Source organism: Bacillus sp. MRMR6 (assembly GCF_001940785.1).
Taxonomy (GTDB): Bacteria; Bacillota; Bacilli; order Bacillales; family Cytobacillaceae; genus Neobacillus.
The window spans coordinates 46,860-58,772 of record NZ_MSLS01000032.1; the positions used below are offsets into that span (position 1 = coordinate 46,860).

Below are 11,913 nucleotides of genomic sequence, written 5' to 3' on the forward strand. Positions count from 1 at the left end.
TAAAATAGAGATGAAAAGGTGTGAAGACAATGGGTTTTTTTGATGGAATGATGGGAAATGCTTCTGAAGTAAGTCCAGCAGAGGCTGGGAGAGAATTTGCTAGAATCCTTTCAGCAAATGAGAGAATTGAAAAAGCGTATAAGCTAGTTAGAGACTTATTTATTTTTACAAATAAGCGGTTGATATTAGTTGATAAACAAGGTTTAACAGGAAAAAAGGTTGAATATCATTCAATTCCGTATAAAAGTATTACACATTTCAGTATTGAAACAGCAGGGAGCTTTGACCTTGATGCAGAATTAAAAATCTGGATATCAGGCAATGCACTGCCTCTTCAAAAACAATTCAATAAAAACCTAAACATCTATGAGCTTCAAACCGTTCTTGCAGAATATGTATTAAAATAGAAAGGAGTTAATCCGTATGGAAAGTTTAATGAAGGCAAATCTGCAACTTGTCGACCTGCTCAATGAATGGGACCCATTTGAATTAAAGAATGGGGACTATGACACTGAAATTGCTGATACCATTCAAGCAGTCCACGAGCTGGATAACCCTCAAGCACTAGCAGAAAGAATTCAAACCATCTATGAATTTTCATTCGAAAAAATCATCCCAATAGAACAATGCTTAAACGTCGCAAAGGAACTACTAATGATAAAAGAAAGTGAATCATGCTCCTTCTAAAAAACGGCCTTGCGGCCGTTTTTTTTTTACACAAAAAAAAGGACAACTTGATCATGATCAGTTGTCCACTTCAAAAAGGGGGAATACTAGAAAGCTTATACATAAAGGATAGCCAATAATTTTGTTATCTATACTCCTATCACCAAATAAAAGAAAAAAACAAAAAGCGGTTGATTTAACCGCTTCAAATGACTAATACTATAAAGGGTGATTAATTGCCGAGTTTGGTTCGTGATCTAAAAGCTCAGATGCTGGAATATCTAGAACAGTTGATAATTTCAAGATTGTTTGATTGCTTGGAATTTGTTCACCATTTTCGTATTTTATAATGGTGTGTGTACCAATTCGTGCCCTTTGTGCTAATTCCTGCTGGGTCATATTAAGTAATTCGCGGTGAGTTTTAATCTTTTGCCCAATGGTATTCAAGCTGTTCACCTCCTTGGAACGAGATTACCCCTCTATATCTTACCATATATTACTTACAGGGATTTGCTTCCAATTTCGACTATTATGTTAACGTTCTCAACCAGTTCGATTAAAAGCTTTTTTTGATTAAATTTCAAGATTGTGCTATAATTTTATATTGCATATAAAAGGGATAAATAATATATACTTAGGAGTGTTTTCATGACAGAAAAAATTGCAACTGGAAGTGTTTTAGCAGGTAAAGTAACTGGGATTCAGCCTTATGGTGCGTTTATCGCATTAGACGAAAATACACAAGGACTTGTGCATATTTCAGAAATTACACACGGCTATGTAAAAGATATTAATGACCACCTTAAAGTTGGTGATGAAGTACAGGTTAAAGTCTTATCAATTGATGAAGGTGCTGGTAAGATTGGTTTATCTATTCGTGCTACGGAAGAAGCACCTGTACAACAAGCTGCTAAACCAAAGAAACCGCGCAAACGTCAAGCTGCTGCAATCGTTCCTGAGGTGGAAGGACAACAAGGTTTCAACACATTAAAAGAAAAACTTCAAGAGTGGATTGACCAATCACAAAGCGAAGATTTAGTTAAGAAATAAGATAAAAGACTTGGACTGCTGAAAAAATGTTTTCAGTGTGTCTAAGTCTTTTTTATTTTTTACAAATGTTTATTAGGATGGTTCATTCTTTTTGCTTGCTCGGCTACAATAGAAATATAAAGTCAAGGATGTTAGGCAAGAGTAAGAGTTCTTAGGGGTGCCAAATATGGGGACTACTGATGTAACAAACGGTGTAGATGATAAAGGCAGAGAAATACGAAATCTGCTTGCATCCACACAGATCGTTATGAATGAAGCATTAAAGAAGCTAGGCTATAATCAAGGGTTTTATGAACTGTTAAAGGAGCCGCTAAGAACCCTCACAGTTCGGATTCCTGTTCGAATGGATGATGGTTCTACGAAGGTATTCAGTGGATTTAGGACTCAGCACAATGATGCAATCGGACCAACTATGGGGGGTGTCCGCTTTCATCCAAGGATTAGTGTAGAAGATGCACAAGCACTGGCTATTTGGATGAGTTTCAAATGTGGAATTGCAGATTTGCCGTTTGGCGGCGGAAAAGGAGGGATTATCTGTAATCCACGAAGCATGTCCATGGGAGAACTTGAAAGATTAAGCCGGGGGTATGTTCGTGCTATTAGCCAAATTGTTGGTCCAACAAAGGATATCCCTGCACCCGATATGTATACAAATTCACAAATCATGGGTTGGATGTTGGATGAGTACAGTCGTCTCCGCCAATTTGACTCCCCTAGTTTCATTACTGGAAAACCCCTTGTGCTTGGTGGCTCAGAGGGCCGGGAAACAGCAGGGGCACACGGTGTTTTCTTCTGTATTGAGCAGGCAGCAAAAAAACGGGGAATATCTATCAAAGGTGCTCGAGTGATTATACAAGGATTCGGAAATGCAGGCAGTTACATTGCAAAGTTTATGCACGAAGCTGGGGCAAAGGTTATTGGGATTTCGGATGTTTATGGGGCACTCTACGATCCTGATGGATTAAATATAGCCTACCTGCTTGACCGGCGAGATAGCTTTGGAACCATTACAACATTGTTTGATGATACCATTCCAAATGAGGAATTACTCGAACAGGAATGTGAAATTTTGATCCCTGCGGCCATCTCCACTCAAATTACTAGCGAAAATGCACATAACATAAAAGCAAAAATTGTTGTAGAGGCTGCAAATGGTCCCACAACTTTAGAAGCCACCAGGATATTATCAGAACGGGGGATAATGCTTGTTCCAGATGTTTTAGCTGGGGCAGGGGGAGTGACGGTTTCGTATTTTGAATGGGTGCAAAATAAGCAGGGGTATTACTGGAGCGAAGAGGAAGTAATAAGTAAATTACGCAAAAGGCTTAATCATTCGTTTAATCAAGTGTATGATCTCGCTCAAAACTATAAGGTCGATATGCGTCTAGCTTCCTATATGGTCGGCATTAAGAAAATTGCAGAAGCCTCGAACTTTAGAGGGTGGATATAACCTTAAACCTAAAAAAGTCACACAAAAATGTCCTTGCATTGGTTGCAAGGACATTTTTGAACTATCTTTGTGTTTCTGGTTCTTTTGCATAACCTTCACTTGTCTTAAAGAGAAGTCCTAAATTAATTAGACCTGCAATTCCAACTAGTCCATAGATTATTCGAGAAAGTGCTGAATCTTGCCCTCCAAAAATAGATGCAACAAGATCAAATTGGAAAAATCCAATTAATCCCCAGTTAATAGCACCGATAATTGTAAGGATTAGGGCAATGCGTTGTATTGTACTCAATTTTAGTTCCTCCTAATAATATTTGGGAAAGCATTATTAGCTTGATATTTTTTCTTGAAATTATTCAATGTTATTACAAAAAAAGGAAGAACCATCTTTTTTGCAAAAAAAAATTTTTTAAATAATAATGGTTAGGAAAGGATGGTGCTAAGATGAAAAATTTCACTTTTTATAACCCAACAAAATTAATTTTTGGCAAAGACCAGCTAGAACAATTGAAAAAAGAAGTTCCCCGTTTCGGGAAAAAGGTATTACTAGTTTATGGCGGAGGAAGCATTAAACGAAGCGGTCTATATGACAAGGTCATTCAATATTTAAATGAAATTGATGTACAGGTGTTTGAACTCCCCGGAGTTGAACCAAACCCTAGAATTACGACAGCTCGTAAGGGTGTTGAGATTTGTAAGAGCGAAGGTATTGATTTTCTTTTAGCGGTTGGCGGAGGAAGTGTAATCGATTGCACAAAGCTAATTGCAGCCGGGGCGAAGTATGATGGTGACGCTTGGGATCTTGTAACAAGAAAAGCAGGTGTAAAAGCAGCCCTGCCGTTTGGAACAGTGTTAACTTTAGCAGCTACTGGTTCAGAAATGAACTCTGGTTCTGTTATTACTAAATGGGAAACGAACGAAAAGTATGGCTGGGGAAGTGCATTTACCTTCCCGCAATTTTCCATATTAGATCCGGTGAATACCTTTACGGTTCCAAGGGATCAAACCATTTATGGGATTGTTGATATGATGTCACATGTATTAGAGCACTATTTCCACTTAGAAGAAAATACCCAGTATCAGGATCGAATGTGCGAATCGTTGCTCTTGACTGTCATGGAAGAAGGACCAAAATTACTCGCTGATCTGGAACATTATGAACATAGAGCCACCATCCTATATTGTGGGACAATGGCTTTAAATGGCATCTTAAATATGGGATATCACGGTGATTGGGCGACCCATAATCTTGAACATGCGGTTTCAGCCGTTTATGATATCCCACACGGCGGAGGACTTGCGATTCTATTCCCGCACTGGATGAAGCATAATTTAGAGGTTAAACCTGAAAGATTCCAGCAGCTGGCGGTCCGAGTATTTGGAGTAGACCCAGAGGGCAAGAGTGCTGAAGAAGCAGGTCTTGAAGGGATTCAGAAATTACGAGACTTTTGGAATAGGATCGGTGCACCTGCTCGATTAGCCGATTATGAGATTGATGATAGTAAACTTGAGCTGATGGTTGACAGAGCTATGGTCTATGGAGAATTTGGGAATTTTAAAAAGTTAAATCGTGAAGATGTATTTGCAATTTATCGTGAATCCTTATAGTTTTTCAAGGCTCGGACTTTTCAAGTTCGAGCCTTTTCGACATTATTTTCTGTTTTGTAAGAAAAATATCGAAATTGGGTACGCTTACAATGATAGACGTTCCTTGATAATCTTGTCAGCTTTAGTTAAAGTGTTAATGAAACTATAATACTGGAGGATCATACATGACTCATATTCGTTTTGATTACTCGAAAGCACTCACCTTTTTTGGAGAACATGAACTTACATATTTGCGTGATGCTGTTAAGGTAGCACACCATTCATTGCACGAAAAAACGGGTGCGGGCAATGACTTTTTAGGATGGATTGACCTTCCTGCCAATTATGATAAAGAAGAGTTTTCCCGCATTCAAAAAGCATCTGAAAAAATTAAGCAGGATTCCGATGTGTTACTAGTCATTGGGATCGGGGGATCTTACTTAGGTGCAAGAGCAGCGATTGAAATGCTTCAGCATAGCTTCTACAATGCACTGCCGAAGGAAAAGCGCAGTACCCCGCAGGTCATTTTTGTTGGAAATAATATAAGTTCTACTTATATGAGAGATGTTATGGATTTACTAGATGGCAAGGACTTCTCAGTAAATGTAATTTCTAAATCTGGAACGACTACAGAACCTGCCATTGCTTTCCGTATTTTCCGTAAGCTTCTAGAAGAGAAGTATGGGGTGGAAGAAGCGCGTAAACGCATTTATGCTACCACAGACACAGCCAGAGGTGCTCTTAAGACTTTAGCTACAGAAGAAGGGTATGAATCCTTTGTCATTCCAGACGATGTAGGAGGCCGTTACTCCGTTCTAACAGCAGTTGGTCTGCTTCCAATCGCAGTTAGCGGAGCTGACATAACAAAAATGATGGAGGGAGCTGCAGCAGCAGTAAATGACTTCGGCCATTCTGAGCTTGAAGAAAATGCAGCTTACCAATATGCAGCAGTAAGAAATGCTCTTTATAATAAAGGGAAAACGATTGAAATGCTGATTAACTATGAACCAGGACTTCAATATTTTGCTGAGTGGTGGAAGCAGTTGTTTGGGGAAAGTGAAGGAAAAGACCAAAAGGGTATTTATCCATCTTCTGCAAATTTCTCAACTGACCTTCATTCTCTTGGACAGTACGTTCAAGAAGGTCGCAGAGACTTGTTTGAAACGGTAATCAAGGTCGAAAAACCTCGCCATGAATTAACGATTGAAGAAGCTGATACAGACTTGGACGGATTGAATTATCTTGCCGGACAGACGGTTGACTTTGTTAATAATAAAGCATTCCAAGGGACCATGCTTGCCCATACAGATGGTGGAGTTCCTAACTTAATTGTTTCCATTCCGGAACTTGACGAGTACACCTTCGGATACCTTGTCTATTTCTTTGAAAAAGCATGTGCGATGAGCGGATATCTCCTAGGTGTTAATCCATTTGACCAGCCAGGTGTAGAGGCTTACAAAGTAAACATGTTCGCACTACTAGGCAAACCAGGCTTCGAAGAGAAAAAAGCAGAACTAGAAAAACGTTTATAATCGCAAGAATAACACGATGATCCAAAGTAAAGACAAGAGTGCTGAATTTAATTTTCAGCACTCTTTTTTTATAAATTGGGGATAACTAATAAATAAGGAATTAAAGGGGGTTATCAGAATGATTGAAATACCGTCAAAAGTAGAAGGAAAACAATTTGACCTGTATAAGCTTGAACAGACACTAAAGCCAGCGGGCTATTCCATCGGCGGAAACTGGGATTATGATCACGGAGCTTTCGACTATAAAATCGATGACGAAGTCGGCTATCAATTCTTAAGGCTGCCCTTTACATCTATTGATGGTCAATTGGATGCTAGGAATTGCACGGTCGAACTCGGCCGGCCATTCCTATTGTCCCATAAATACCAAATTGGACTGGATGACCATGCAGACGTGGGCACTTTTTCAGGTACGGTAAACCAATTCCAAGAACCTGTGGATAAAGATGCAAGTTTTCCTGAAGAATACATCCATATTGGGAAAAGGCTTGTTGAAGAACTCGAAGCCGCCTTGAAACTTTAAGCATTATTTAAAGATAAGCAGCTGGTCTTCCTTTTTTATTAAAAATGGGTGGGAGGGGTTCAAGATTGTTTCCTCCCCCCTTTTGACACCGATTAAGAATCGCTCTGTACTAAATAACTCTTGTCCTAACTCTAGATAGCTTTTCCCTACTGAAGGATCATCAGCCATATAGGAAGATAACCTGCTTTCCTGTAATTGATGGACAAAATCTTGCAAGAGACCATCACCATTTGAGTGGAGACTGTTTATCATAAAGACGCTTGTTAACTTATTTGATTGTATGACCTCGTCTGCCCCTGCACGGACTGCATTCACCACCTGCTCAGCGGTTAAAATTTCTACAATGCACTTTACCTCAGAACACAAGCCTTTTATCGTCAGGAGCGCCAAGATGCTGTTCATATCAGATTGAAGTTCATCATTTCCTCGATCAGCAGTAATTAATACTTTCTCCGCCATTTTAATATTACTTTTTATAATCGTGTCGTCTACATGACTTTTTCCTTGAATGAAGTGGACTAATCGTGAATGAACTGGATTGGACTCTAGGGTTTCGTCGACTAAGACAATCATTTGCGAGTGGTTGGGTTGCGTTAATTTGCTAATTAACTCTTTAGATCTTTCGTTCCAGCCAATGATGATGATATGTCCTTCACCCTTAAAAGGGATTTTCCCTTCGGAGAATGCATCCTGCTTTGTAACCGCTGCTGCAGCTAATGTACCAAAGTAGGTAGATACAATTCCAGCCCCTAAGAAGATTAGCAAGACCGCTGTAAGCCTGCCCAATATGGAATGAGGGGCATAATCTCCATAACCGACAGTCGAAGTAGTAATGATTGCCCACCAAATTCCATCTACAACGGTAGGGAAGGTTTCGGGTTCTAGTAAATGAATTAGTACACCAAAGAGCAGAAAGACAAACAAGGCAATTAACAATACACGTAATAATAGAGGTAATCGTAAAAAGCTTAGAAAAATTCGGTTCGTCATCAACGTCACCTCGGTTTATAGACTATAGATCCCTAGTATTAACGAATAAGAACTTTCTAATAATAACCTACTTAAATTATTACACTAAATGCGAATATTTTATTATAAGGTTCACGAAAGATTCAAATATTTCTTATTTTAGTGCTTGTTTTCGTGTATAAAAGCCATTAAATTTAGGTTATTAATATAAATATGGTATTAACATGAAGGAGGTTGGGACAATGGAGGCAAGCATGAACTTATTGTTATCTACAATTGAAAAAACGAGAATTGAAATGATTGATTTAGCAAAAACCTATGGATATTCAAATCCGGACGTTGTGCAATGCAGCCAAAAACTCGATCTTCTTCTAAATGATTATCGTAGTAAGACAAATAACTATTAGTTTATATAGAATAACCTTCCGACTATTGGAGGGTTATTTTTTTTCTGTTAAAGGACTTATTGGGATACCCGTTTACGTTAAATAGGAATAATTTACTTCTGTGATGCGAACTTTATTAAACAATGACATGTAAAAAAATGAGATTTATGGGGTGTAGAGGGTGATCATAGAAGCGAAGAAAGAGCGAAGATACATTTTTTTAGCTTTGCTGATTATAGCCATATATCTATCTCCGCTCTTTATTCTCCAAGAAAATGCACACATTAGAGTCCATGATAATTTGGATTCGAATTTAGCATGGTATAAGGTACTGGCGGAAAGTGGTGAGTTGTTTGGCGACGTGAATGCTAGTATTCCGCAGATCATTAATGGTGTTCCAAGAAACGCTTTTGGGACAGAATATAGCATCATTGTGTGGCTGTATGCTCTTTTTCCCACGATGCTTGCCTATGGTTTAAGCCAGGCACTAACTAGATTTATTGCCTTTTTGGGGATGTATCTACTGCTAAAAAAACACTTGCTGCCAGGTAAGCAATGGCTGTTTATTCAGACTTCCACTGCTATAGCCTTTGCACTTACTCCATTTTGGCCCTCGGGGATGCTGAGTACGTTAGGGATGCCTCTTGCGCTTTGGGCCTTTCTAACGATTAGAGCCGGCGGTGGAGGGTGGAAGGAATTCCTTGTCCTAACCCTGCTGCCCTTTTATGCAAGTATCGTTCTCGGATTTTTCTTTTTTCTTAGTTCAATGGGAATGCTATGGATCGTAGATGTGTTACGCAGAAAGGGCTGGAATTTCCGTTATTTGCTATCCATTGCTTACATGACATGTATCTTTATGCTCGTTGAATATCGGCTCATTTATTCTTTTCTCTTTAGTACAGAGCCAAATAGCCGTGATGAATATTTTCACGCATCATTACCTCTATGGAGAGTGATCCGGCTGACCTTTAAGAACTTCGTGCTGGGACACACACATGTGATGACCGTTCATGGCTTGTTTATTCTTCCCGTGATGTTTCTAACATTTTATCTAGTATTTTCTAAAAAATTGTGGAGGCAAGAAAGGGCATTTGTCTTTTTGTTTATACTCAATTTCTTGTTGTCTGCCTGGTATGCTTTTTGGTTTTTTGAAGGATGGCTGCCATTAACAAAACGATTTCATTTTATGGATACATTCAATTTTGCACGCTATCATTTTTTAAGACCTATGGTCATTTATGCTGGATTTGCTTTAGCTTTAAAGATTCTATCTGCCCATAGTGTGAATGGGGCTAGGACAGCAAAGTTGATTGTCATCTTTCAAATTCTGCTTTTAGGTATATGTAATGATGAGATTATTTATCATCGAAAACCATCTGTCAAGGAGTTTTATGCGGAAGAATTGTTTATGGAGATAAAGGAACATATTAAGCTTCCTCAGGAGGACTACCGGGTCGCAAGCATCGGGATTCATCCTGCTGTTTCACAGTTCAATGGTTTTTATACCATTGATACCTATAATAATTTTTATCCGCTTAGTTATAAGCATCAATTCAGAAAAATAATTGAAAAAGAATTGGAAAAGAATAAGACCATACGGAATTATTTTGATCAGTGGGGCGGCCGTTGTTATATCTTTACAGCCCAGCTGGGAAAAAGTTATATGATTAAGAAACATTCAACAAAGGAATTAACCAATCTTGAAATAAATACTCAAATTTTTAAAGAGATGGGCGGCCGGTATATTTTATCTGCATTGCCTATCAACAAGGCAGAGGAAATCCAACTAGAATTAGATGGGATTTTCGAGTCCAAAAGCTCTGCATGGAAGATTTATTTATATAAGACTCTGTAAAGCATCGGGGGTAAAACAGTGATGGAACCAGTCGTAACAATCGTAGTACCTTGTTACAACGAGGAAGAGGTCCTGCTAGAAACGATTACTCAACTTCGTGGTTTGCTAGAGGAGCTTTGTCAAGACCAAGTAATCTCTAGTCATAGTAAAATTTTGTTTGTAGATGACGGGAGCAGGGATCAAACTTGGGAAATTATCTATAAAACAGGATTAAAATATACAAATATACGCGGAATCAAACTTGCTAAAAATGTAGGACACCAAAACGCCTTATTGGCTGGCTTGTTTGCAGCCATAGATGCCTCTGATTGTGTAGTATCTATTGATGCTGACCTTCAGGATGATATCAATGTAATCCGTGATTTTGTTTGTAAATATAATGAAGGAAATGAGATTGTCTATGGTGTTCGAAAGCGAAGAGATTCAGATACCTTCTTCAAGCGAACCACAGCACAGGGATTTTACACAATGATGAAAAAGCTGGGGGTTGACCTTGTCTATAATCATGCGGACTTTCGATTAATGAGCAAAAGAGCAGTAAAGGAACTCGAGCGATTCAATGAGGTAAATTTATTTTTGCGAGGCATTGTCCCGTTACTCGGATTTAAGACGGATGTTGTATATTATGACCGTAAAGAGAGGCAAGCGGGTGAGACAAAATATCCATTTAAGAAAATGGTTTCTTTTGCCTTTGACGGAATTACCTCTTTTTCTGTTTCTCCTATACGTTTGGTTTTAATGATTGGATTAGCTTCATTTTTTATGAGTCTCTTTTTTGGTGTTTATTTTCTCATGCTGAAGTTTTTAGGCCACACCCAAACAGGGTGGACTTCTCTTATCACGTCTATTTGGTTAATTGGGGGTCTCCAGCTAATTGCCATTGGTGTGATTGGAGAGTATGTCGGGAAAATTTACAAAGAATCTAAACAGCGTCCCAAATTTATCGTTGATATTGATACCTTTAATATGCCGCTGCCAAGGCATCAGTTAGTAAGTCAGTCTGGGGAGGATGAATTTTATTCACATAACCTTAGGGAAATATCTGAAACCAACTAATAGCCTCGTTCGCTTCCTACTAGTTGGTACGGTCAATACTGTTTTTGGACTTTCCATCATGTTTTTTCTGTTGAATGTGTTCCACTTGTCCTATTGGTTTTCGACCTTTATTGGCAATACAGCTGGTGCCTGTATCAGCTATATATTAAATCGTACTTATACCTTTAACAGTAATGTGTCTTATTTGCGGGGAATTCCAAGGTTTCTAGGGATTATCCTTACCTGTTACTTCTCCGCGTATTTTTTTAGTGAACGATTTTTCGAGTGGTTCAGTACCCATTACAATATTAGTACCTCTCTTGAGCAGAATGGCGCTGTTCTGTTAGGAAGTGTACTCTACACATTGGCCAACTATTTAGGACAAAAACACTTTGTCTTTCGTAACGTTAAAACGGTGTAAGAACTTTTCTACCATGACTTTAAGTTTTAAAAACATTGATTTTTAATAATATTGTTAATATATAGGGCTTCGCAACATGTTTGTTGATTTGCGCTCCAGGCACTTCGCTTTCCGCGGGCGTGCCGGGGAGCCTCCTCGGCGCTAAAGCTGAGGGCACTGAAAAAGTCCTTTGTTTTGAGGCAGTTGAAGGTTGATTTTATCAACCCTTCAACTGCTTTTTATTTTATAATTAAGGTAACAAGACTTTAAAGGTGGTACCGAAATGATTTCCTTTCAAGATTCATTCAATCTTAGCCCATATATAGGAATTTATGATCTCATTGTTCCAAAAGATAATATGCTTCGCCAAATTAAAGAACTAGTCGACTTTTCATTCATAATTGAAGAATTAAAAGATAAATATTGTCTGGATAACGGTCGCAATGCCGTGCCACCAATTCGA

General features: G+C 38.6%; 15 protein-coding genes. 12 read left to right on the forward strand and 3 right to left on the reverse strand.

Annotated elements, in window-relative coordinates; all coding sequences use genetic code 11:
• Positions 1 to 29 precede the first annotated feature (29 nt).
• Positions 30 to 407, forward strand: a complete 378-nt coding sequence (locus BTR25_RS21735) for a PH domain-containing protein (protein WP_075690118.1) — start codon at positions 30 to 32, stop codon at positions 405 to 407.
• A gap of 16 nt (positions 408 to 423) precedes the next feature.
• A complete protein-coding gene (locus BTR25_RS21740; RefSeq protein ID WP_075690119.1) occupies positions 424 to 687 on the forward strand; it encodes a DUF1871 family protein in 264 nt (87 codons plus the stop codon).
• A gap of 198 nt (positions 688 to 885) precedes the next feature.
• Here the strand turns inward: BTR25_RS21740 and BTR25_RS21745 are convergent, their stop codons facing one another.
• A complete protein-coding gene (locus BTR25_RS21745; RefSeq protein ID WP_075690120.1) occupies positions 886 to 1,113 on the reverse strand; it encodes a helix-turn-helix domain-containing protein in 228 nt (75 codons plus the stop codon).
• 201 nt (positions 1,114 to 1,314) lie between these two features.
• On the opposite strand from BTR25_RS21745, the gene yugI reads away from it, so the two are divergent.
• Positions 1,315 to 1,716 carry a S1 domain-containing post-transcriptional regulator GSP13 gene (yugI, locus tag BTR25_RS21750; RefSeq protein ID WP_075690121.1) on the forward strand — a complete coding sequence of 134 codons (402 nt, stop codon included), beginning with the start codon at positions 1,315 to 1,317 and terminating at the stop codon, positions 1,714 to 1,716.
• 166 nt (positions 1,717 to 1,882) lie between these two features.
• Entirely contained in the window at positions 1,883 to 3,166 is a 1,284-nt protein-coding gene (locus tag BTR25_RS21755; RefSeq protein ID WP_075690122.1) for a Glu/Leu/Phe/Val family dehydrogenase, read from the forward strand.
• Between the two features lie 61 nt (positions 3,167 to 3,227).
• On the opposite strand, the gene BTR25_RS21760 is transcribed toward BTR25_RS21755, so the two are convergent.
• On the reverse strand, positions 3,228 to 3,455 hold the full coding sequence (locus BTR25_RS21760; RefSeq protein ID WP_075690123.1) for a DUF378 domain-containing protein: 228 nt from the start codon (positions 3,453 to 3,455) through the stop codon (positions 3,228 to 3,230).
• Positions 3,456 to 3,607: 152 nt separating this feature from the next.
• Here BTR25_RS21760 and BTR25_RS21765 point away from each other — a divergent pair, with 152 nt between their 5' ends.
• The 3 genes from BTR25_RS21765 to BTR25_RS21775 all read left to right on the forward strand — a co-directional run bounded on the left by BTR25_RS21765 (position 3,608) and on the right by BTR25_RS21775 (position 6,805).
• The gene (locus BTR25_RS21765; protein ID WP_075690124.1) at positions 3,608 to 4,771 is read left to right on the forward strand and encodes an iron-containing alcohol dehydrogenase; all 1,164 of its coding nucleotides are present in this window, start codon (positions 3,608 to 3,610) and stop codon (positions 4,769 to 4,771) included.
• A 164-nt stretch (positions 4,772 to 4,935) separates the two neighbouring features.
• Positions 4,936 to 6,282, forward strand: coding sequence for a glucose-6-phosphate isomerase (locus BTR25_RS21770; protein ID WP_075690125.1), 1,347 nt, complete (start codon positions 4,936 to 4,938; stop codon positions 6,280 to 6,282).
• A 118-nt stretch (positions 6,283 to 6,400) separates the two neighbouring features.
• The gene (locus tag BTR25_RS21775) at positions 6,401 to 6,805 is read left to right on the forward strand and encodes a YugN-like family protein (protein ID WP_075690126.1); all 405 of its coding nucleotides are present in this window, start codon (positions 6,401 to 6,403) and stop codon (positions 6,803 to 6,805) included.
• A gap of 3 nt (positions 6,806 to 6,808) precedes the next feature.
• On the opposite strand, the gene BTR25_RS21780 is transcribed toward BTR25_RS21775, so the two are convergent.
• Positions 6,809 to 7,795 carry an ion channel gene (locus tag BTR25_RS21780; protein WP_075690127.1) on the reverse strand — a complete coding sequence of 329 codons (987 nt, stop codon included), beginning with the start codon at positions 7,793 to 7,795 and terminating at the stop codon, positions 6,809 to 6,811.
• A gap of 221 nt (positions 7,796 to 8,016) precedes the next feature.
• Between BTR25_RS21780 and BTR25_RS21785 the strand changes: the two genes are divergently transcribed.
• The 5 genes from BTR25_RS21785 to BTR25_RS21805 all read left to right on the forward strand — a co-directional run.
• A complete protein-coding gene (locus BTR25_RS21785; protein WP_254842770.1) occupies positions 8,017 to 8,181 on the forward strand; it encodes an aspartyl-phosphate phosphatase Spo0E family protein in 165 nt (54 codons plus the stop codon).
• Between the two features lie 160 nt (positions 8,182 to 8,341).
• Positions 8,342 to 10,015 carry a DUF6044 family protein gene (locus BTR25_RS21790; protein ID WP_075690128.1) on the forward strand — a complete coding sequence of 558 codons (1,674 nt, stop codon included), beginning with the start codon at positions 8,342 to 8,344 and terminating at the stop codon, positions 10,013 to 10,015.
• Positions 10,016 to 10,033: 18 nt separating this feature from the next.
• The gene (locus tag BTR25_RS21795) at positions 10,034 to 11,071 is read left to right on the forward strand and encodes a glycosyltransferase (protein ID WP_075690129.1); all 1,038 of its coding nucleotides are present in this window, start codon (positions 10,034 to 10,036) and stop codon (positions 11,069 to 11,071) included.
• Complete coding sequence (locus BTR25_RS21800) at positions 11,025 to 11,471, forward strand: GtrA family protein (RefSeq protein WP_075690130.1); 447 nt, start codon at positions 11,025 to 11,027, stop codon at positions 11,469 to 11,471. The genes BTR25_RS21795 and BTR25_RS21800 overlap by 47 nt, the downstream gene beginning before the upstream one ends.
• A 262-nt stretch (positions 11,472 to 11,733) precedes the next feature.
• Positions 11,734 to 11,913, forward strand: a 180-nt coding sequence (locus tag BTR25_RS21805; RefSeq protein ID WP_483295224.1) for a transposase, incomplete at its 3' end; no start/stop codon positions are given.